This window comes from Sphingobium rhizovicinum (genome assembly GCF_042647625.1).
GTDB lineage: Bacteria > Pseudomonadota > Alphaproteobacteria > Sphingomonadales > Sphingomonadaceae > Sphingobium > Sphingobium rhizovicinum.
The window spans coordinates 2952357-2972159 of record NZ_JBHRVU010000004.1 but is presented as its reverse complement, the minus strand read 5'-3'; the positions used below and the strand labels follow the sequence as shown (position 1 = coordinate 2972159).

Sequence of the window (19803 nt, the reverse complement as noted above, 5' to 3'; positions counted from 1 at the left end):
TCGGCCGGCCGGTGATGGCGACGCCGAACTGGGCCGAATTTTTCAGCCGGTTACAGAGCCAGATAATCCAGCTCCGCTTCCTCCATCGCATCGTAGATTTCGCTTTCGACCTGCATGCCGTTGAGCCGCTTCCACACATCCTTGACGGTGCCGCTCCTGGGAAAGCCTCGATCGGCCTTGGCGTGCTTCGCCAGATCGCCGATCGCGCCAGCGCGCTTATCCTGCTCGATCAGCCATTGACCAAAAGACGGTTTCTTCCCGGCGAACTGGGCCGGACCTGCATGTTCCATGATCTTCCTCCATTCACCGAGTCGTATCGGTAACTGGATAAGAACATATGAGGAACAAATGAGTCAAATTGGAACAGCCAGGACAGGCGCGGCGACAGCGATCTTTCGTTTTAACGTGTTGCCTGTACGATCCGTGCGAATCGTGGAGTTATCGAGAATGCGCAGCTTTGTGATCCTTGCCCTCTGCACCCTGGCCGCCTGCTCCGACGCTGGCGCTAAGGAAGAGGAAAAGTATCAAATCGTAGTTCGGGAATCTCAGGGAAAATTCCAACCTTATGTTGCCCGATGTGCGCAAGCCAAAGCTGTTGCGGCTGCATATCTATCCGACAGCAACGAGCCTAAATATCAGGAATGGAAATCTACGGCCGACCTCGATTGTGGCCTTACGGATGTTAAATACTGATTATCCGACCCGCTGTAAAAATTTTGCATAGATGCGGCAAACTGGCACGAACTGGTCCTCGCTAACCTCGCCAGGATAAATAATGTCGCCTAGATCGCGGTCGCGCTGTTGAACCGCAAAGCGAGCAACTTTGAGCGCGCCATCGCGCCGCCAAATGACGATATTTCCGTCTGCCAGCTCTCCCATCGTGATTTCCCTCACGAATACTAAATCGCCTTCATAAAGGTGGTTATCCTCTATTCGTCCGCGATAGCCTGAAATGAGCTTCACCAGGTAGAGATCGGACGCCGTTCCGAGGTTGTTGCGCAGCCAGTCTTTTCGGAAAGGCGTCCAGGACAGCGGCTCGCCTTTGCCCGTGTCGGTCACATTCCGAAGATCGAAAAGTGGGACCGGCTCCCAGTCTGCGTCTTCAACGGCGATTAGATCGCCACCGCTTTTTTGACCTTTTCCCGAAACAAGCCATCGGGCGTTGACGCCCAATACATCGGACAAAGAGAATAATTTATCGGACCCGCAGAGCCGATCGCCATTCCAGTAGCCCGACATCGACTGCTTTTTTATGCCGGACAAACGGCCAATTTCGGCCATTCCCAATCCGATTTCCGCAGCACGCTCACGCAAACGCTCGCCAAACGCAGCGGGCGCTTGACGGTCCAAATCTTCATCTTTATGGTCCAATTTGTTGGACCTAACGACCGAGGCTTTAGACATGCTCGTTCAATCCCTCCATCGGGAGGATATTAAGGCCGCCATTCGGAAGCGGCATGGCAGCGTTCGAAAGTTCGCGGCGAAGAAAGGCATCAAATACCAGGCGCTGGTCGACTGGCTCCGCGATCGACCGAATGCACCCGTAGGGAAGCTCGTTGAAGCGGAGATGAAGCGCGCGCGGCGCGACGGGCAGTTGGCGGGCGAGTCCATAATGTTGGACCATAATTCCGAAACGTCGGAAACGCACCGTCAAAATGCGGAGGCCCGATAGACATGGCTACCGCAGCGAAGAAGGTCGTGGAAACGGCCCGTGTCGTCATCAAAGTGCACCCCAGCGATGTTGCTATCGGCGACCGTCTGGGTGCCTTCCATCCTGACAAAGGTGCCGCCTTAGGCAAGCTGATGGCGCGAGACGGCCAGATCGAGCCGATCCAGATCGTGCGAAACGGCCCCAAGGCAGCGACCCCGTGGAAATTGGTCGTCGGCCGCCACCGCCATTATGGAGCGGAGTGCGAAGGCTTGATGCTCGACGCCCTCGAAACTGAAGGTGACGCTGTTACGCTTCGCCGGATCGAGGCGGACGAAAATGTTCAACGCGGATCACGCAGTCCACTGGAGCGCGCCAGTTTCGTGCGCGCTATTGCCGATGCAGCTGAGGCGCGACTAGCGGCGCAGCATGGCGATCTGACCGCCCAGCAGATCGGTATTCGGAAGCGGTGGGCCGAGGCCAAAGCCAAGGCACCAAACGTCGTTCGATCCGATGACCTCGACGAAGCAGAGGCTGATTATACTGCGGACATCTTGTCCGGACTATATGGCTGGCAAGAAAGCGTTGCCGAAGCGATGGGTATGACGGCTCGATCGGTGCGGCGTGACATCGGCCTCCATCGCGCTCTGATCGCGCCCTTCCCAGACTTGTGGCGCGGCCTCGCCACCCATCCGATTGTCGGCGAAAACGCAGCTGCTTTGCGAGAGATCGCATCGCTGAAGGACGTAGCCGTCCGCCGCGCTGTGATCGAGGATATGCTGGCCGCGCCGGATATGTCGCTGGCGGATGCGATGGCCGGTCAGGGCGAAGGTCGGGTGTCCGGCGCGGCGAAGAGCGGCGCGACCAAGTTCATGGACAATGCGGCCAGCAATATCGAGCGGCTGTCTTTGGCGGACCAGCGCAGCTGGGCACCGACCTTTGTCGCGGCGCTAAAGCCAAAGGCCCTTCAAGCCTTTGCCGACGAACTGAACCGCCGGATCGCGGAGCTGGGGCTGTGAGCGCCGCCGCCGCGATCATCGCCGCCGCCGTCTGCGCGGCCGTGGGCCATGCCGCCTTTGCCCTGATGCTGGTGCATGGCGGCCGACTTTCCGAAGGGAGGGATGCATGAGCGTTCAAAAACGCTGGGACCAGTTTGGTCGGTACAAGGTCAGCGACGATCAGGAAATCGTCGTGGAAGCGATCCAGCATTCGGGCGAGCAAATTCCTGTCAGCTTTGGAGATCGGACCCGCGCGCTTTGCGTGCCGGCCTCCAATATCGCGGTGTCCCTGTTCGAACGTGATGACCAGATGCTGGGGCTGATCGCCCTGCGCATCAATCGCGACCAGGGCGTCTACCGCCAGATGACCGCCGAGCATTGCCGCAGCATGGCCGAAGGGCTGCTGCGCATGGCCGCCATGCTGGAAGGCGGTGTGGCATGAGCGGCTATCGAATGGGCTTTGAGGACCCGAAGCGGGCGCGCGAGCGTGTCATCGCTGCCCGGTCAGGGGCGGTAGGGAAGTTCAAGGACTTCGGCGACCGATCCGATCATGTCGCTCAACAGCATGCCGGCTTCGGTCAGCCCTCCTGTGTAGCAGGAGTCTCGCTGGCTCGCCGCTATTTGCAGCGCCTCTTCGGCCACCGGAAGGTCGGAGGCGACGATGTGGGATAGCAGCAACTGCGTCAGCGCATGCACTTGCGCTTCCAAATGCTCGATCCGCCTTGCGGTAGCTTCGTCCATTTCTCTCTTCTCCTGGATCGACACATGATCGGTGCCCGCCACCATACCAAGTGCGCGAAAGACGGGTGTTCGACCCTGATCAAGCGCGGATGGTTCTGCAAGGACCATTGGTTCGCCCTGCCCAAGGAGGAAATCCGCGATCCGTTGCTGGCGGCGTTCAACGCGGCGACGGCGGCGCATGGTCGCGCGCCCAGCGAAGAGCAGGATCGGCTCAACCGGGAATATGGCATCGCCTTCCGCGATGCGCAGGAGTTTCTGCGGCGGGTGCCGCGCACCGGTGCCGCGTCGATGGCGACCACGGCCTATGCTGGCGGCCATGCTGTCCAGTATGTTGGAGGGCGGCGGCTGTGAACCTGACCAACAAGCAGATCAAGCTGCTGGGCATCCTCGCGACACGGTGGATCATCGCACCGTGGGCGACCATCGACCTGGTCAAGCTGGAGCAGATGAACCTTGTCGCTGGCGACCTTGCGTTCGGCGCGAACGGCAAGGTCCATACCAGCAAGGTCTGGATGCTGACCGTCGCTGGCCGTCAATTCGTCGCAGAAAGCCTGGGCGTATGACCGCCAGTCCGCGCCCTGACCGGCACCCCGAGGACTGGTATGTCGAACAGTCATGGACCGTTGAAGCGCTCATGCAGATGGTCGCGTTCGATCGCGACCCTGATCATGTCGTCTGGGACCCATGTTGCGGTCTGGGCACGATCCCGTGCGCCTTCGCGGGTAATGGGTTCGTCACAACGGGAACGGACCTGGTCAATCGCTGGCTGCCCAGCGCGCCCAAGCATCTGTTCCTGGGCGAACATGACTTCCTTGGCGACCAGCGTCACACGATGGAATATTGGCCCAACCTCTCGATCGTCGCCAATATTCCCTATGGCTGCGCGCAGGGAATCGCGGAGCGTTTCGTGCGCCGCGCCCTGTCGCTCGCCAGCCGCAAGGTCTGCATCCTTGTGCCCCTGCGGTGGCGCGCGTGCGAGGGCCGCTATGACTTCTTCCAGCAGTTCCCGCCTAACCTGAAACTTGAGTTCTGCGACCGCCCTTCGATGCCGCCCGGCACCGAACTGGGCGCGACCGACGCCAAGGGCAAGATGACCGCGTGGAAGCGCGGCACGATCGATTACATGTGGCTGGTCTGGGACATCACCGATCCCGCCACCGACACCATCACCCGCATCATCCCGCCCCGTACCGCCGCGCAAAAGCTGATCGATCGTGATTTCGATCTGCGCCGGGTGGGCGTGCTTCCTCCCCTGCAACAGGAGATTGCCGCGTGACGATCCTGACCGACATTCTTACCGCGATGTACGCGGCACCGACGAAGCCGATCGGCTTAGTGCTGGGCACTTCAGGCTGGCACGCCTTCCACGCCGCTCGCAGCTATGTCGATCGCGACGATGAAGCGAGCCGTGCGTTTCTGATTGTCATCAACCGCTTGTCCTTCAGCCGGACAAACGACTTTGGCGGCTTCGATCTGATCCTAGACCAAACGCCCAACAATCTGGGCGGCGGCAAGCAGAGTGCTGCGGCATGACCGCCGCCCTGCCCGACGCCGATCGCTTCCGTCGTGCTCGCGAAGAGTTCAGCGCCGCGATGGAAGCTGGCTGCTCCATCCTGGAGCTGCGCCGCCGCCATGCCGACCAGCGCGCGCGTCTGCGCGAACGGGCGCAGCAATCCGTTGCGCAGCAGGACGGCCAGATCAACGGCAAGCAGGGCTTTTTCGTGATCGATGAAGCCGCCGATTTTCAGGCTGCCTCCCCCTACTGGTGGATGAGGGACTGACCATGTCGAACGTCAAACATATCCCCGGCATTTCGGCGGAAATGGCCGACGCCATCATCGCTTGGCTCGACCAGAAGCGCGCCGGCCCGCCGCCGATCGCGCCGCATGAGCGCGTCCAGGTCTACACGCTGAAGGACATGGCGGTCGTTTTCGTCGGCGATCGCGAGTCCGCGATTTTCGAGGGGAACGATGGCTAAACCGCGCGCCTCGATCGACCAGTTCGCCTTCACGTTCGATGCCCCCGCACCGGCTACCCAGCCGGCCGCGCTGGCGGGATCGGACGCGCAGATCGCGGGCATGGTGTCGGAGGCCCTGAAAAATCAGGATCGCGGGCTAATCGCGGCGAAGATGAGCATCCTGCTGGACGAAGAGGTCAGCAAGCACATGCTCGACGCCTACGCCAGCCCCGCGCGCGACGGCCATAATATCAGCTTCGCGCGCCTGCGCCCGTTGATCGCCGTCACCAACCGCTTCGACCTTCTGGACCGCGAGTTGCGGCCGATCGGCGCGGCGGTGCTGGTCGGCGACGAAATCTACACGGCCGAGATCGGCCACATCGATAGCGAAATCGCAAAGCTCCAGCAGCGCCGGAAAGACCTGGCGCGGCTGCATCCGACCATCACGAGGAATCGCCGGAAATGATCGAACTGGGGGGCGGGAAAATTTGGTTCACGTCATTGGAACTGGAGACATTGGGATTGCCGGGACTGCCCAAATCCAAGCGCAAGATCAACGAGCGCGCCAAGGCCGAACGCTGGGCGCTGCAAGTCGATGAGAATGGCCAGCCCAAGGCGCGCCCGGCGAAGGGTCGCGGCGCGGGACTCGAATATCATATTTCGCTGCTGCCCGATGCCGCCAAGGCCGATCTGGTGCGGCGCGGCCTCGCCTGGATGCCCGCCAACGATGAAGACGCCGTGTCGATCGCGCGCCAGGCGCATGGCTGGGCCTGGTATGAAATGCAGAGCGACAAGGTGAAGGCCGAGGCGCAGCGCCGGGCCGGCATCATCGACATGTTCGAAAGCTTCATCGCGGCCGGCATGAACCGGACCAGCGCGGCGGCCGCGACCCGGCAGGCGGCCAATGACAGCGTCCAGACGATCTACAGCTACCTCCGGCTGGTGAAGGGCGTGCGCCGCGCCGACTACCTTCCCGCGCTCGCGCCCCGTCGCAAGGGCGGCGGCAAGGAAGCCGAGATCGATGATGGCGCGTGGCAGTATCTGAAGTCTGAATATCTGCGCCCGGAACGGCCGACCTTCAGCAGCTGCTGCTACAACACGATGAAATATTATGCCGCGCCGCGCGGCATCGAACTGCCTTCCGAAAAGACGCTGCTCCGCAAGCTCCAGCGCGAGGTCGATCCCCGCGTCGTCATCGCCATGCGCGAGGGCATGGACGCGGTGCGCGGCATGGTTCCCCCCCAGCAAAGGAGCAAGGCGCATATGTTCGCCATGGATATGGTCAATATCGACGGCCATAAATTCGATGTCTTCGTCAATTTCGGCAAGGATGCGCAGGGCAAGGACATCATCGCGCGGCCGATGATGGTCGCGATCCAGGACGTTTACAGCTCCATGATGCTGTCCTGGCGGATCGGCGACACGGAAAGCGCGCTGCTCACCCGCATGGCCTTTGCCGACCTGTTCCGCGACTTTGGCATCCCCAATCGCTGCCTGATGGACAATGGCCGGGCCTTCGCATCGAAATGGGTGACGGGCGGCGTACGCAACCGCTTCCGCTTCAAAATCCGCGAGGATGATCCCATGGGCCTGTTGCCCTCGCTCGGCATCGGCGTCCAGTTCGCCCAGCCCTATAGCGGCCAGTCGAAGCCGATCGAGCGGTCGTTCCGCACATTGGCGGATTTCATCGCCAAGGATGTTCGCTGCTCTGGCGCGTACACCGGCAACCATATCGACAATAAGCCGGAAAATTACGGCACGAAGGCGGTGCCGCTCGCCATCTTCGTGCAGGTCGTGCGCGATGGCATCGCCGCCTATAATGAGAAGGAAGGCCGCCGCACCGAAACCGTCAACGGCGGCAGCTATCAGGGGGCTTTCCAGGCAAGCTACGCCGCCTCGCCGATCGGCCGGGCCAGCGAAGAGCATCTGCGCCTGGCGCTGCTGACCGGCGAGAAGATCAAGGCCGACCGAAAGGACGGCGCGGTCAAGATCGTGGGCAATCGCTACTGGTCGCGGGAACTGAGCCGGCACGCCAGCCAGTTGCTGACCATCCGCTTCGATCCCGACGATCTGTCGCTGCCGGTGCATGTCTACTCCATGGCGGGCGACTATATCTGCACCGCCGATCGGGTCGGCGCGTCGCGGTTCGACAGCGTCGAGGACGCCAAGCGCCAGAAGAAGACGCTGGGCGACATGCGCAAGACGGTGCGCCTGCTGCGCGATCAGGAAGGGCTGCTCAACGCCCAGCAGATCGAGGCGCAGCGCCGTTATGCCGATGCCGCCCCGGTCGAACTGGAGGCCAATGTCCTGCGGCCCGCGCGCTTCCGTGGAAATGCGGCGCTCAAAGCCGCTTCAAAGCCCGTTCCAGCCCCCGTTGAGAACCCGCAGCTCGACCAGTTCGTGTCGGCCGTGGGGATGCTGCGGGTGGTGGACTGACAATTTGGGCCGCGCGGTCAAGTTCCTAGGCCCGTCCGCGCGGCCCGTGCCTTCAAGCACGAGGATGCGAGTATCATGAACAACGTCAACGAAATAGAGACCACCCACGACTTCATCGACGATCAGCGCGAATGGCTGATCGCGCACAAGCGCGAGACGGGTTTCAGCTGGTCGCGGCTGGAAACGCCGATCAATCGGCCCAGTTCGACCTTGTCGATGTTCTGCGCCGGTAACTACAACAAGTCGAAATATCTGGGCGGCAACGACCGGATCGCGCTCGATGTCTATCGCTATCGCCAGACGCTGCTGGCGCAGCAGCAGCTGCGTATCGACGCGCCGGAGAAGCCGAAATTCTTCGACACCAAGGCGTCGCGGATCGTCATGGGCCTGCTCACCTGGGCGCAGCGCGGCCGGATCGTCGTGTGCGTCGCGCCTCCCGGCATCGGCAAGACGGAAGCCGCGCGCGAATATGGCGACCGGGCGTCCAACGCGATCTATATCCGCTGCCGCAAGTCGATGAAGACGATCAGCGCGCTTTGCACCGCCGTGCTGATCGCGCTGGGCAACAAGTCGGCGCGCGGTTCGGCGGATGCGCTGTCGCGCTGGGTCGTATCCGAGCTGAAGAACAAGGGCGCACTGCTCATGTTCGATGACGCCCAGCATCTGACGCTGGACATGCTGGAGGAAATTCGCGGCTGGTGGGACGAAATCAGCGTCGGCGTCGCCTTTATCGGCAACGAGCATGTCTCTTCCCAGATGGAAGGCGAGGCCCGCACCGCGCCCTATCTGGCCCAGCTGTTCAGCCGCGTAGCGCAGACCGTCGTGATCCCGCAGGCGTACCCCGAAGACGCCGAGGCTCTGGCCGCTGCATGGGGCGTCGAGGATGAAAAGGCGGTTGACCTGGTCAAGGAGATCGCGTCGCGGCCGGGCGGCCTGCGCGACTGCACCTGGACGCTGGAGAATGCGATCACGATCGCGCGGTCGCAGGGACAGGAACTGACCCGCAAGCATGTCGCCGAGGCCTTCGCGCAGCGCGCCAGCCGGCCGATCGCGGCATGAAGCGGGTGCTGGCCAGGGCGCGGCATGCGCTGCTCACCGATCCCGTCACCGGCCTGCCGCTGACCGCGACCGAACGCGCATCGCTCGCGTTCGGCACGCTGTTTGCGACCGGCATCGTCATGGTGATGCTGATCCTCTCGCTCGGGTTGGGGGCGGTGCAATGACGGCGCTCGATCCCGCCGTCCGCTCGGCGCTGAACCTGATGGTCGCGCGCCTGATCGTGCCGCCGTCGCATCAGCGCATCGCGGCGGTGATCGAACTGGTGGCCTGGCACACCGGCGTTAACCGGCGCGACATCACCGGCCCGTCACGCGCTCGCGCTTTCTTCCGCCCGCGCGCTGCTGTGTGTTGGCTGGCGGTGGAGCTGAAGCTGGGCAGCACGACCGTCATCGGCCGCGCGATCGGCCAGCGCGATCACACCACCATCATCGACGCGCATCGCCGCGGCGAGGATTTCCGGCTGCGCGATCCGGCCTTCAAGCGGCTGACCGATCGGCTGCTGCAACATTTTCGCGATCTTCAGGAGGATTGATCATGGCATCGACCGCAGCGGCGTCCGCCCCGACCGACAAGACCCGCAATATCCTGCTGGCCAAGGTGCATCTGGCCAAGAAGCAGCTCGGCCTTGATGACGGCACCTATGAGGGCGTGCTGATCCAGGTGGCGGGCACCGACAGCGCCAAGCATTGCACCATCCCGGAGCTGCGCAAAGTGGTCGCCCATTTCGAGGATCGCGGTTTCGTAAGCATTGCAAAGAAGCCCGGTCAGCGCCCCCGCGCCGACCATGCCCTGGCGCGCAAGGCGCGGGTGATGTGGATCAGCCTGTCGCATCTGTGCGCGGTGCGCGAGGAACCGGACGCCGCGATCCGGGCGGACAAGGGGCTGGAGACGTTCGCCAAGCGCCAGCTCAAATGCACCCGCTTCCAGTGGGCCGATCGGAACCAGGGCGAAAAGCTGGTCGAAGCGCTGAAGAAATGGGCGGAACGCCATGGCTGGGACCAGTCGGCCAAAGGGCTGGCCAAGGTCCATTATGTCCATGCGCTCAAAGTGCGCCTTTGCGACGCGATCCTGGTCAAGCTGGTGCGCGCGGGAATCGCGAAGGATCATTGGACCCTGCGCGAAGCGGCGTTCCGTCTGACCGGCATCGTGCCGGAAGGCGAACTGTTCACGACGCAGGACTATGAGCGGATCGCCGCCGCGCTGGGCCGCAAGCTGCGCGACCATGGCGGCCAGGGCGCGTTCAACGAGGTGGTGAAGTGACCCGCCGCCTGTCGCATCCCAGCGGCTATGGCCATGGCCATTCGACGCGGATGGTGCTGTGCGCCTTCCTGCTCGGCCTGCTATTCGGGCTGTTCGCCCGGTGAGCCGGCGTGTGACCTCCGAACATCTGGTCGCCGAACTGGTGGCCTTGCTTGGCGAGCGCGCATTCATTGCGCTCGCCGAGAATTTCGGTGGTCGCCGCCTCTATGTCCCACGCAAGATCGACGCCGATGGCGAGATCGCTAAGGCTGTCGGCATGACAGCCGCGCAAAAGCTGTCCGATCGTAAATCCCCTGACTATCTGCGCGTCCCTCTTGCTCGCGGCCTTCGCGCCCGGCATCATCGCGCCGCCGGATTGAGCAATGGCGAGATCGCTACGAAGCTCGGCATGACGGAAACGGGCGTCAACAGCCTGTTCGCGCGCATGCATAGCCTGCCCGAAAAGGGTAGCGACAAGGACCGCCAACTTTCGTTTTTCTGAGGTGACGACCGCCGACGCGGCCATGGATTGAAAGCTGTCAATGGCCGCTTATGCGGGCATGGACAAAGCGCAAAACCTCCCCTTCCGTCAACTGGTTCCCGGCCATGGCTGACCGGACCAGTTCCGCCTTCATCGGCGCGGCCGCAGGCGCAGCGCTGGTCGCCGCGCCCATGGTCGCGGTCAGCGATCCGGCCGCCGAGGTCGCCGCCGGCCTGATCCAGAAATGGGAGGATGGCGCAGCGGGGCCGAGGCTGGTTCCCTACAAGGATATTGTCGGCGTCTGGACCGTCTGCACCGGCGAAACGCGGGTGGCGATGAAGCGCTATACGCTGGCCCAGTGCCGCACCTTCCTGCGCACCGCCATCACCGGCGATTTCGGCAAGGGCGTGTTGGCCTGCACGCCGCAGATCGCCAGCGCCGTCTACCAGCTGGGGGCCGCGATCAGCGTCGCCTATAATATCGGGGTGAAGGGCTATTGCGGTTCGACCATGGCCCGCCAGTTCAAGGTCGGCGACTGGTACGCCGCATGCAACGCCTTCGCCCTGTGGAACAAGGCTGGCGGTGTCGTCATCACCGGCCTGGTCAACCGCCGCAATGACGAAATGCGCGCCTGCTTCACCCTGTTGCCGCCAGAGCGCACGCTGACCGTGAAGGTGGCGGCATGAGGCGCGCGTTCAATATCCTGGCGGGACTGGCCATGCCGCGATGGCGATGCCGGCCATGGCATCATCGAACTGCCGGTGTCAGGTTGTTCCGATCGGCCCGGTGGAAGCGCCCCCTGCCAATGCCCGCAAACGCGCGCGCCGCGCCGCGCTGGTCGCATCGGGCTATGGCGTGAAGCGCAGCAAGGGCGAGCAGGCCCGGCGCAAGGTCAAGGCCAATCGGCTGCATGTCAGCCGCCGCACCCGCCGCCGCCATCGTCGGCAAAGGCGGGCGGCATGACCGCGCTCCAGTGGCTTCGCTTCGTGCCCTCGCTCGCGATCGAGCTGATCGCGCAGACGATCCGGTGGCTGGCCGAACGGCCGATCCGGCTGCTGATCGCTGCGCTGATCCTGCTGTCGCTGTGGCTGTGGGTGATGCTGGGCATGGCCCGCGACCTGGCTGAGGACCGCCGCGTCCAGGCCGCCGCCTGGCACGGCAAATTTGTCGAGCAGAAAGCCGAGATGAGCAAGCTGGTCGCGCTGGTGCGCGCTGCGCGGATCGAGGCGGCCCGGCTCGATCAGGACAATATCCGGCGCGTCCAGGACGAATGGACCGCCACCCTGTCGGAGGTGACGCATGATTATCAGACCGATCTGGCCGCTGCTCGCGCTCTTGTCGCTGAGCGCCTGCGCCAGGGCAGCGGAGCGGGTGCAGCCGGCGGTGCCGGTTGTGGCGGCGGCGCGGGAATGTCCGGCCTTCCCGCCCTGTCCACCGGAGCTTTGCGGCCCGGTGACGCGGCCGTCGTGGATGGGGCCGACATCGACGCCGTGACGGAAAATACGGTTCGGCTGGAGCATCTGATCGACGCCTGGAAGCGGGCCGCGTCGATCGCCGTCAATCGCCCCTGAAGGGCCTTCAACAATGTTTTCAAGTCCTGATGAAGCGGGGGAAATTGTGAGTAACGGAGCCGGGATTTTCCCCATGTTAGCCATCTTGGTCAGCATCGCGAACTTCATCTGGACCTGGCACGCCAAGAGCCAGAGCGCTGCGGCCGACAAGGTCCAGAAGCTGGAAACGCGCCTCGACCATGTCGAGGACAAGCAGATCACGCTGGAAGAGCGGCTGAAGCATCTGCCGACCAAGGACGACATGGGCACGCTCGCGCTCAAGATGGAGCAGGTGCTGGGCATGGTCGGCCGCCAGGACAGCGAGATTTCCAACATGTCCCACAACGTCCGCCGCATGGACGATTATCTGCGAGAGAAAGCATGAGCTACGAGGACAAGACCGCTGAAGACGGCCGCCTGGTGATCCTGAAGGAACTGGCCATGCAGGTCGACGGCCGGCTCAACGAAGTGTCGTTGATGCGGGTTCTGGAAACCTTCGCCATCACCCGGTCGCGCGAGTGGGTGCGCACCCAGTTGCGCAAGCTCGCCGAACTGGAGGCCGTCCGCATCACGGAAGCCGGCACCGTCATGATCGCGCAGATCAGGACGCTGGGCCGCAACCATGTCGAACGCCGCGAGCGGATCGAAGGCGTCACCCGTCCGTCCGACGATGCCTAAGCAGCGCAAGCGCCGGGGACTGCGCAAGGTCATCTTTCTGCCGGACAAGGCCCTGTCTCTGCTGGTTCGCGCGGGGGTGACGCTGCCCGAAGGCGAGCCAGAGACGGTCTATGGCTACCTCGACAAGGCTGGCCAACCGCGCCGCGTCGTTGCCCGCTTCGCGCATGGCTGGCGCGCCGATCTGCGCATCTGTCCCGATGGCCGGTTCACTCTGCGCCAGTCTTCCAACATCCGCCCGGAGGCTTCATGACCAGGCAAGAACTGCTGGCCAAAATCCGCAAGTGCCTGGCCATGTCGAAATCGGCCAACGAGCATGAGGCCGCTGCCGCGCTCGCTACGGTACGTCGGTTGATGGACCAATATGGCCTCGACCAGGCCGACGTTGATCTGATCGACGCCGGGGAATCGCGCGTCAAGGGGAGCGGAGCGTGGACGCCGACGCAATGGGAAACGCTGCTGGCGACGACAGTCGCGCGCGCGATCCCGACGACGGCTATTTCCTGCGGCGATAGTGGCTGGGCCTTCGTCGGCCTGTCGCCCAATCCTGAAATCGCCTCCTATGCTTTCGGTACGTTGTATCGGCAACTCAAGCGCGCCCGCACCGCCTACATGGCCACTGCGCTGAAGCGGGTGAAGACTGCGCGCCGCAAGACCGCACGGGCCGATGCCTATTGCGAAGGCTGGGTTATTGCCGTTCATCACAAGATCGCGGCGCTCTACCCTCAGGCAGAAATGAGCGACATCGTCCGTGCCTACATCGCGCATCGCTTCAAGACCGTGGCTCTTTCCCCCCGAAGCACTGCCGCTAGTGGGGGCGTGGCGGAGAATGACCGGGATCGCGGCTGGGACGCAGGGCGCAAGGTCGAACTGAACCATGCGGTGGGATCGACGCGCCAGGAGTTGCTGGCATGAGCGCGGAAGATGCCGATCGCCGCCAGGGGCGCGGCTGGCTGTCGACCCTCGACAAGCTGCCCGAGGAAGCCGATGTCGACCTGGCCTGGGCGATCGAGGAATTGCGCAACCGATCGATGCCGCAGACCGCGATCGTGGTCGAGTTCAACAAGCGGCTGGCCGATCGGGGAATCGCGGGTGTCAGCAAGTCGGCGTTCAGCCGGTGGGCGGTGCGCAAGTCGATCCAGTTCCGCAAGCTGGACGAAGTGCGCCACATCACGTCGGAGATCGTCGCGGACCTTGGCACCGATGGCGCTGACCAGGTGACGGTCGCCGTGGCCGAGATGATCAAGGTCGCGATCTATGAAAATCTGGAAAAGGGCCAGGTCGACAGCAAGTCGGTGATGGAGATGGCGCGTGCCCTGACTTCCGTCGTGTCGGCCCAGAAGGCGTCCAACGAACTGCGCAAGAAGCTGGAAGAGCGCGCGGCCGCCCAGATCGAGAAGGCGGCGGACAAGGCCGAGAAGGTCGCGGCCGAAGCCGGGCTGTCGGCCGAGCGTGCGGCGCAGATCAGGCGCGATGTTCTGGGGCTGCGGATATGAGCGCGTCAATCGGTCGAACGGGCGGTGGCATGATTGGCCGACTGCTCTGCCGCATCGGCATTCATGCCTGGCGTCGCAGGTCGGTGCGCGCCCTGCCATCGACACCGATTTTTGATCAGCCCGCCTTTATCGAGTTTGAATGCACGCGGTGCGGCAAAACTGACTGGACGTTCCGCTCATGATCCCGCCCAAGGGTAAATCCCTTCTCGCGGCCGGCGTCGCCATGGCGACCGCACTGGCGGGCGCGGCGCAGCCTATGCCCAAGGTCGCGCCGGTCGCGCCGGTGCTGTCGCGCGAGATCGACAAGCTGCCGCCGGAACTGCCGCGCGGCTTCGAGCTTCCCGCCGATCATGATCCGTTGGCGGCCGGCATCCTCATGGACCACCAGAAGGAGTGGCTGGAGGATCAGTCCGACCTGAAGCTGGGGGAGAAGGGCCGCCGCACCGGCATCACCTATGCCGAGGCGCTGGACGACACGATCATCGCGTCGTCGTCTCGCGCGGCGGGTGGCGACAATGTCTTCTACATCGGCGACACCAAGGACAAGGGCCGCGAGTTCATCGGCTATGTCGCCCATTTCGCGAAGATCGTCGCGAAAGAGCTGGTCGAGGTCGAGGAGTTCCTGTTCGAGGATCAGCTCGACGACGGCACCTCCAAATTCATCAGCGCCTATCGCGTCAAGTTTGCATCGGGCTTCCGGGTCGAGGCGCTGTCGTCGCGGCCGGAGAATATTCGCGGCCTTCAGGGAATCGTCGTCATTGATGAGGCGGCATTCCACAAGGATGTCCGGCAAGTCCTGGACGCGGTCAACGCGCTGCTGATCTGGGGCGGCAAGATCAGGATCATCAGCACGCATAACGGCGTGCTGAACCCGTTCAACGAACTGATCCGCGAAGCCAAGGCGGGCAAGGTCCCCTACAGCCTCCATTTCATCCCCTTTTCAAAGGCCGTTGAAAATGGCCTGTACAAGCGCGTTTGCCTGACGCGCGGCAAGGAATGGACGCAAGAGGCGCAGGACAAATGGGAAGCGCTGATCCGTGGGGCCTATGGCGTCCGCACGGCGCAGATGCAGCAGGAGCTGGACGCCATCCCGTCCGACGCGGTCGGCTCCGCTCTGACCCGCGTCATGATCGAGAATGCCAGCGATCGTTCGATCCCCGTCCTGCGCTGGGCGCTGCCCGATGCGTTCAAGAATGCGCCGGCCGCAGAGCGCAAGCGCATCGTGGAAGAATGGCTGCGCGACAAGCTGCGGCCGCACCTGGACAAGCTCGATCCCGATCGCCGCCATGACTTTGGGCAGGACTTCGCGCGCAGCGGCGACGGGTCGGTCATCATGATCAACGAGCTGGGCCAGGACATGGTCCGGCGCGGCAAGCTGGTGATCGAGCTTCGCAACGTGCCTTTCGAAACCCAACGCGATGTCGTCTTCTACATCGGGGACGCGCTGCCCCGTTTTGGCCATGCCGCGTTCGACGCCACCGGCAACGGCGCATATCTGGCCGAAGTCGCCTGCCAGAAATGGGGCGCGCGTGTCAGCGAAGTGAAGCTCAATGCCGGCTGGTATGGCGCAAATTCGCTGCCCTATGTCGAGGCGTTCGCGGACGGGTCGATCGTCGTCGCAGGTGATGACGACATCATCCGCGATCACCAGGCGCTGCAATATGTCGATGGCATCATCCGCGTGCCCGAAAACTTCCGGTACAAGGGCGGCGACGGGTTCGACCGCCACGGCGACGCCGGCATCGCGGGCATCCTTGCCTGGTACGCATCACGCCAGGGCGCGATCGAATATGGCTATCAGCCGGTGCCGGTGGTGCGCAGCGCCCTGGACGGCGGCGAGGACGCGCACGGCATCTTCGGCCAGGCCGATGAAGCGGCGCGGGGATGGTGGCGGCCGCCGCTTGGCACCCGCTATCGCGGCTTCCCATGAACCGCGCCCGTAGAAGCCCAAGGAGCGCCAACAGCGCTGCAATGGCACGATGGGCGGTCCAACGCGCTGTTGGCGCTGTAGCCCCCCTTTTAAACCCTTTGAAATCGATGTTGGAGCGACGGGCATGACCGGCTTGGTGGATCATCGCGGGCAACCGCTGCGCAAGGAGATCATGACCAGCGAAGTCGCCGGCCCGATGGTGGGCAGCGTGCGATCGCCGATCAGCGGTTATCCGGCGGATGGCATGACGCCCGTGCGGCTGGCGAACATCCTGCGCGGCGCGGACATGGGCAGTCCGCTCCACTATTTCGAGCTGGCCGAACAGATCGAGGAACGCGACCTTCACTATGTCGGCATCCTGGGCACGCGCAAGCGCCAGGTCGCGCAGATCGACGCCACGGTGGACGCCGCCAGCGACAGCGCCCAGGACGTGGCGATCGCCGACATGATCCGCCGCTGGATCGATCGTGACGAACTGGCCGACGAAACCTTCGACATCCTCGACGCGGTCGGCAAAGGCGACAGCTTTACCGAAATCATCTGGGACCAGAGCGCGGGCCAGTGGCAACCGCTGCGGCTGGAATGGCGCGATCCGCGCTGGTTTTCCTATGACCCGCGCGACGGGCGCACGCCGATGCTGCGCGGCGGCGAGACCGGCCGGGGCATGGATAGCCCGCTGCCGCCGTTCAAGTTCATCCGCCATACGGTCAAGGCGAAGTCGGGCCTGCCGGTTCGATCGGGCCTGGCGCGGATCGCGGCCTGGGCGTGGATGTTCAAGGCGTTCACGCAACGCGACTGGGCGATCTTCACGCAAACCTATGGCCAGCCTGTTCGCATCGGCAAGTTCCGGGCCGGGGCGAGCGATGAAGACAAGGCGACCCTGTTCCGCGCCGTCGCCAATATCGCGGGCGACTGCGCGGCGATCGTGCCTGAAGGCATGGAGATCGCCTTCATCGAGAGCAAGAATGTCGGGCCGGGCAGCGACCTGTACGAGAAGCGCTCCGACTGGCTGGACCGGCAGATGAGCAAGGCGGTGCTGGGCCAGACCGGCACAACCGACGGCAAACAGGGCGGCCTGGGCGATGGCGGGAACAAGGTTCATGACGGGATTCGCGAGGACATCGAGACGGCCGATTGCAAAGGGCTGGCCGCCTCGCTCAACCGCGACCTGGTCCGCCCGTGGGTCGATCTGGAATATGGGCCGCAGCAAGCCTATCCGCGCATTCGCATTGCGCGTCCCAAGCAGGAAGACATCAAAGGGCTGATGAGCGCGCTTCAGACGCTGGTGCCGATGGGCATGCGCGTCCAGGCCAGCGAGGTCCGCGACAAGCTGGGCCTGTCCGACCCCGACAAGACGGCCGAGCTGCTGCACGCGCCATCCGCATCGCAGCCGGCGATGGATGGCGGCCGCATCGATCTGCCCAGCCAGCGCTTGATCCAGGCGCTTCAGGCGGCAAACGCCCGGCCTGCGGTGAAGCCGGCCGACGCGATCGGCGACCGCCTCAACAGCGAGACGCAGCCGGACATGGCCGAATTGCTGGAGCAGATCGAGGCGATGCTGGCGGCGGCCAGCGACCTGGGCGAGTTCGGGGAAATGCTGCGCGCGGCCTATGGCGACCTGCCGATCGCGCGCATGGCCGACAAGATCGGCGATGGCCTGGTCGCGGCGCATGCGGCCGGGCGCTTCGACATCGAGGGCGATTGATGCCAGCGCAGGCCAGCGCCATGTCGGGCGTGTTGCGCCGCCCCTTCACCGAACAGGTCGCCTTCTTTCGCGGCAAGCTCGGCAATCTTGTGCCGACGCAATTCTGGGACGATCTGGAGCGCGAGCAGCATGACACCGGCTTCATGGTGGCCGGCGCGCAAAAGGCCGATCTGCTGAACGATCTGGCCGTCGCCGTCGACCGGACCATCGCAGAGGGCAAGAGTCTCGACGCCTTCCGCAAGGACTTTAACGCGATCGTCGCGCGCCATGGCTGGCATGGCTGGACGGGCGAAGGGAGCGTGGGCGGCGAAGCCTGGCGCACGCGGACCATCTACCGGACCAATGCGTCGACCAGCTATTCGGCCGGGCGCTACGCCCAGTTGGTGGCGGGCAATTTCGAGTTATGGGTCTATCGGCACGGCGGTTCGAAAGACCCCCGGCACGAGCATCTGCATGTATTCGACGGGCTATGCCTGCCGCCCGACCATCCCTTTTGGCAAATCTTCTTTCCGCCGTCTGACTGGGGATGCAGCTGCTATGTCGTGGGCGCGCGCAGCGCCCGCGCGGCCAAGCGGCTGGGCGGCGACCCGGACAAGAAACTCCCCGATGGCTGGGACCGGATCAACCCAAAGACGGGCGCGCCGTTCGGTGCTGGCCGCAACTGGGACTATGCGCCTGGCGCAAGCGTCGCGCCGATCGTCAAGGCCAGCGCCGAGAAAATCCGCAACTGGGACTATCGGATCGGCAAGGGTTTCATGGAGGGCGTGCCGGAAGCAATGCGCGACGCGCTGGCGGAAAGCTATCGATCCCTGCCGTCGGTTGCCGACGATGCGCGGCGCGCAGCGCAGCGCATATGGGATGGCCGGCCCAAGCCAGAACCGGGGCGCACCTTGGGGCTGGTCAAGAGTGTGCAGGCTGCTGCGGTGCGCGAGGCGCTGGACGTCGATGCCTCCCTCTTCGATTTCTCATTGTCTCCCGATGAAATCCAGCATGTGAAGAACCGCCATGGCGTTGAGGCCGACGAATGGCAGCGTGATGTAACGCCCGACGACTTTGCCCGGCTTCCCCAGATCATCCAGCATGGCAGCAAAATGCGGATGGTGGGCCGGTCGGCCAGTCGGCGCTTGCCGGTCTTCGAAATCGTGCTGAAGATAGGCGGGGAAATTTATGTCACGCGCTGGGAATATTGGGCGAAGCGGCGCACCTTCACGCTGCTGAGTTTCTTTGTTCGTAAATGAGGTTTCCCGGCCGCCTCCCCACTACGTCCAGACGTTTCGGGGTATTTGCCCGCAGGTAGATGCGGCCGGGACAGGGATCATATAGCGATGATAAAGGTCGATTTCAAATATCAGCTGGTGGCGCAGGGGCTTGGCGAAGTGTCGCGCCGCCTGTCCGACATGACGCCGATCCACCAGGATATTGGCGAATATGTCGTGGAAGCGACCAAGCAACGGTTCAAGCAGGGGATCGCGCCGGACGGCACGGCCTGGACGCCCAAGAAGCAGGCGACGATCGACCGCTACAAGGCGCGCGGCGATGGCGATCGGCCCGATCCGCTGATCGGCCCGTCCAAGCGCCTGTCGAGCGAGATCGCCCACTATGCGGACGCCCAGAGCGTGGAGATCGGCTCAGCGCTGGAATATTCGGCGGTGATGCAGGATGGCGCGAAACAGGGCGCGTTCGGAAAGTCGCCACGCGGCGGCCCCATTCCCTGGGGCGACATCCCGGCCCGTCCCTGGCTGGGCCTGTCGGAAGAAGACGAGGCCAACATCATCGACATTGCCGACGAGCATCTGGAACAAGCCTTCCTGGCCAACGGTTTTAACGGCTAGCCCGCGTCGATTGATTTTGCGGGAGTCCGGTGGCAAGTTGCCGCCGCGCCCGTAAC

32 protein-coding genes are annotated in these 19803 nt (G+C 63.8%); 29 read left to right on the top strand and 3 right to left on the bottom strand.

Annotated features, from left to right (window positions below; genetic code table 11):
- Nucleotides 1-50 precede the first annotated feature (50 nt).
- On the bottom strand, nt 51-290 hold the full coding sequence (locus ACFOKF_RS15540; protein ID WP_380796781.1) for a hypothetical protein: 240 nt from the start codon (nt 288-290) through the stop codon (nt 51-53).
- A 157-nt stretch (nt 291-447) separates the two neighbouring features.
- Between ACFOKF_RS15540 and ACFOKF_RS15535 the strand changes: the two genes are divergently transcribed.
- On the top strand, nt 448-693 hold the full coding sequence (locus tag ACFOKF_RS15535; protein ID WP_380796780.1) for a hypothetical protein: 246 nt from the start codon (nt 448-450) through the stop codon (nt 691-693).
- Here ACFOKF_RS15535 and ACFOKF_RS15530 read toward each other — a convergent pair whose 3' ends face one another.
- Nucleotides 694-1404 (bottom strand): helix-turn-helix domain-containing protein, encoded by a 711-nt coding sequence (locus ACFOKF_RS15530; RefSeq protein WP_380796779.1) that lies wholly within the window; start codon nt 1402-1404, stop codon nt 694-696.
- On the opposite strand from ACFOKF_RS15530, the gene ACFOKF_RS15525 reads away from it, so the two are divergent.
- The 3 genes from ACFOKF_RS15525 to ACFOKF_RS15515 all read left to right on the top strand — a co-directional run bounded on the left by ACFOKF_RS15525 (nt 1403) and on the right by ACFOKF_RS15515 (nt 3088).
- The gene (locus ACFOKF_RS15525; protein WP_380796777.1) at nt 1403-1672 is read left to right on the top strand and encodes a hypothetical protein; all 270 of its coding nucleotides are present in this window, start codon (nt 1403-1405) and stop codon (nt 1670-1672) included. The two genes, ACFOKF_RS15530 and ACFOKF_RS15525, sit on opposite strands and share 2 nt — an antisense overlap.
- Before the next feature lie 2 nt (nt 1673-1674).
- A complete protein-coding gene (locus ACFOKF_RS15520; protein ID WP_380796776.1) occupies nt 1675-2667 on the top strand; it encodes a hypothetical protein in 993 nt (330 codons plus the stop codon).
- Nucleotides 2668-2773: 106 nt separating this feature from the next.
- Nucleotides 2774-3088: a hypothetical protein gene (locus tag ACFOKF_RS15515; RefSeq protein WP_380796775.1), complete on the top strand. Its 315-nt coding sequence runs from the start codon at nt 2774-2776 to the stop codon at nt 3086-3088.
- Between the two features lie 62 nt (nt 3089-3150).
- Here ACFOKF_RS15515 and ACFOKF_RS15510 read toward each other — a convergent pair whose 3' ends face one another.
- Nucleotides 3151-3387 carry a hypothetical protein gene (locus tag ACFOKF_RS15510; protein ID WP_380796774.1) on the bottom strand — a complete coding sequence of 79 codons (237 nt, stop codon included), beginning with the start codon at nt 3385-3387 and terminating at the stop codon, nt 3151-3153.
- A gap of 24 nt (nt 3388-3411) precedes the next feature.
- On the opposite strand from ACFOKF_RS15510, the gene ACFOKF_RS15505 reads away from it, so the two are divergent.
- The 25 genes from ACFOKF_RS15505 to ACFOKF_RS15385 all read left to right on the top strand — a co-directional run bounded on the left by ACFOKF_RS15505 (nt 3412) and on the right by ACFOKF_RS15385 (nt 19747).
- A complete protein-coding gene (locus ACFOKF_RS15505; RefSeq protein ID WP_380796772.1) occupies nt 3412-3738 on the top strand; it encodes a hypothetical protein in 327 nt (108 codons plus the stop codon).
- Nucleotides 3735-3950 carry a hypothetical protein gene (locus ACFOKF_RS15500; RefSeq protein ID WP_380796771.1) on the top strand — a complete coding sequence of 72 codons (216 nt, stop codon included), beginning with the start codon at nt 3735-3737 and terminating at the stop codon, nt 3948-3950. Before ACFOKF_RS15505 ends, ACFOKF_RS15500 begins: the two co-directional genes overlap by 4 nt.
- Entirely contained in the window at nt 3947-4663 is a 717-nt protein-coding gene (locus ACFOKF_RS15495) for a hypothetical protein (protein ID WP_380796770.1), read from the top strand. The genes ACFOKF_RS15500 and ACFOKF_RS15495 overlap by 4 nt, the downstream gene beginning before the upstream one ends.
- Nucleotides 4660-4920: a hypothetical protein gene (locus ACFOKF_RS15490; RefSeq protein ID WP_380796769.1), complete on the top strand. Its 261-nt coding sequence runs from the start codon at nt 4660-4662 to the stop codon at nt 4918-4920. The genes ACFOKF_RS15495 and ACFOKF_RS15490 overlap by 4 nt, the downstream gene beginning before the upstream one ends.
- On the top strand, nt 4917-5168 hold the full coding sequence (locus ACFOKF_RS15485) for a hypothetical protein (protein ID WP_380796768.1): 252 nt from the start codon (nt 4917-4919) through the stop codon (nt 5166-5168). The genes ACFOKF_RS15490 and ACFOKF_RS15485 overlap by 4 nt, the downstream gene beginning before the upstream one ends.
- A gap of 2 nt (nt 5169-5170) precedes the next feature.
- The gene (locus tag ACFOKF_RS15480; protein ID WP_380796767.1) at nt 5171-5365 is read left to right on the top strand and encodes a hypothetical protein; all 195 of its coding nucleotides are present in this window, start codon (nt 5171-5173) and stop codon (nt 5363-5365) included.
- Nucleotides 5358-5810: a hypothetical protein gene (locus ACFOKF_RS15475; RefSeq protein ID WP_380796765.1), complete on the top strand. Its 453-nt coding sequence runs from the start codon at nt 5358-5360 to the stop codon at nt 5808-5810. Before ACFOKF_RS15480 ends, ACFOKF_RS15475 begins: the two co-directional genes overlap by 8 nt.
- Nucleotides 5807-7780 carry a transposase domain-containing protein gene (locus ACFOKF_RS15470; RefSeq protein WP_380796763.1) on the top strand — a complete coding sequence of 658 codons (1974 nt, stop codon included), beginning with the start codon at nt 5807-5809 and terminating at the stop codon, nt 7778-7780. Before ACFOKF_RS15475 ends, ACFOKF_RS15470 begins: the two co-directional genes overlap by 4 nt.
- Nucleotides 7781-7855: 75 nt before the next feature.
- The gene (locus tag ACFOKF_RS15465) at nt 7856-8839 is read left to right on the top strand and encodes an AAA family ATPase (RefSeq protein ID WP_380796762.1); all 984 of its coding nucleotides are present in this window, start codon (nt 7856-7858) and stop codon (nt 8837-8839) included.
- Nucleotides 8836-9003 (top strand): hypothetical protein, encoded by a 168-nt coding sequence (locus ACFOKF_RS15460; RefSeq protein ID WP_380796761.1) that lies wholly within the window; start codon nt 8836-8838, stop codon nt 9001-9003. Before ACFOKF_RS15465 ends, ACFOKF_RS15460 begins: the two co-directional genes overlap by 4 nt.
- Nucleotides 9000-9371 (top strand): helix-turn-helix domain-containing protein, encoded by a 372-nt coding sequence (locus tag ACFOKF_RS15455; RefSeq protein WP_380796759.1) that lies wholly within the window; start codon nt 9000-9002, stop codon nt 9369-9371. Before ACFOKF_RS15460 ends, ACFOKF_RS15455 begins: the two co-directional genes overlap by 4 nt.
- 2 nt (nt 9372-9373) lie before the next feature.
- Nucleotides 9374-10099: a gp16 family protein gene (locus ACFOKF_RS15450; protein ID WP_380796757.1), complete on the top strand. Its 726-nt coding sequence runs from the start codon at nt 9374-9376 to the stop codon at nt 10097-10099.
- A gap of 100 nt (nt 10100-10199) precedes the next feature.
- Nucleotides 10200-10580: a hypothetical protein gene (locus ACFOKF_RS15445; RefSeq protein ID WP_380796755.1), complete on the top strand. Its 381-nt coding sequence runs from the start codon at nt 10200-10202 to the stop codon at nt 10578-10580.
- A 104-nt stretch (nt 10581-10684) separates the two neighbouring features.
- Nucleotides 10685-11245 (top strand): lysozyme, encoded by a 561-nt coding sequence (locus ACFOKF_RS15440; RefSeq protein ID WP_380796753.1) that lies wholly within the window; start codon nt 10685-10687, stop codon nt 11243-11245.
- A 55-nt stretch (nt 11246-11300) separates the two neighbouring features.
- Nucleotides 11301-11522, top strand: a complete 222-nt coding sequence (locus tag ACFOKF_RS15435) for a hypothetical protein (RefSeq protein WP_380796752.1) — start codon at nt 11301-11303, stop codon at nt 11520-11522.
- On the top strand, nt 11519-12130 hold the full coding sequence (locus ACFOKF_RS15430; protein WP_380796750.1) for a hypothetical protein: 612 nt from the start codon (nt 11519-11521) through the stop codon (nt 12128-12130). The genes ACFOKF_RS15435 and ACFOKF_RS15430 overlap by 4 nt, the downstream gene beginning before the upstream one ends.
- A 73-nt stretch (nt 12131-12203) precedes the next feature.
- Nucleotides 12204-12494: a DUF2730 family protein gene (locus ACFOKF_RS15425; RefSeq protein WP_380796749.1), complete on the top strand. Its 291-nt coding sequence runs from the start codon at nt 12204-12206 to the stop codon at nt 12492-12494.
- Nucleotides 12491-12787: a VpaChn25_0724 family phage protein gene (locus tag ACFOKF_RS15420; RefSeq protein ID WP_380796748.1), complete on the top strand. Its 297-nt coding sequence runs from the start codon at nt 12491-12493 to the stop codon at nt 12785-12787. Before ACFOKF_RS15425 ends, ACFOKF_RS15420 begins: the two co-directional genes overlap by 4 nt.
- On the top strand, nt 12732-13037 hold the full coding sequence (locus tag ACFOKF_RS15415; RefSeq protein ID WP_380796746.1) for a hypothetical protein: 306 nt from the start codon (nt 12732-12734) through the stop codon (nt 13035-13037). Before ACFOKF_RS15420 ends, ACFOKF_RS15415 begins: the two co-directional genes overlap by 56 nt.
- The gene (locus ACFOKF_RS15410) at nt 13034-13699 is read left to right on the top strand and encodes a DUF2786 domain-containing protein (RefSeq protein WP_380796745.1); all 666 of its coding nucleotides are present in this window, start codon (nt 13034-13036) and stop codon (nt 13697-13699) included. Before ACFOKF_RS15415 ends, ACFOKF_RS15410 begins: the two co-directional genes overlap by 4 nt.
- The gene (locus tag ACFOKF_RS15405; protein ID WP_380796743.1) at nt 13696-14280 is read left to right on the top strand and encodes a DUF3486 family protein; all 585 of its coding nucleotides are present in this window, start codon (nt 13696-13698) and stop codon (nt 14278-14280) included. The genes ACFOKF_RS15410 and ACFOKF_RS15405 overlap by 4 nt, the downstream gene beginning before the upstream one ends.
- A 178-nt stretch (nt 14281-14458) precedes the next feature.
- Nucleotides 14459-16210, top strand: coding sequence for a hypothetical protein (locus tag ACFOKF_RS15400; protein WP_380796741.1), 1752 nt, complete (start codon nt 14459-14461; stop codon nt 16208-16210).
- A 124-nt stretch (nt 16211-16334) separates the two neighbouring features.
- Entirely contained in the window at nt 16335-17915 is a 1581-nt protein-coding gene (locus ACFOKF_RS15395) for a DUF935 domain-containing protein (protein ID WP_380796740.1), read from the top strand.
- Nucleotides 17915-19153, top strand: a complete 1239-nt coding sequence (locus ACFOKF_RS15390) for a phage minor head protein (RefSeq protein ID WP_380796739.1) — start codon at nt 17915-17917, stop codon at nt 19151-19153. Before ACFOKF_RS15395 ends, ACFOKF_RS15390 begins: the two co-directional genes overlap by 1 nt.
- Before the next feature lie 87 nt (nt 19154-19240).
- Entirely contained in the window at nt 19241-19747 is a 507-nt protein-coding gene (locus ACFOKF_RS15385) for a phage virion morphogenesis protein (RefSeq protein ID WP_380796737.1), read from the top strand.
- Nucleotides 19748-19803 lie beyond the last annotated feature (56 nt).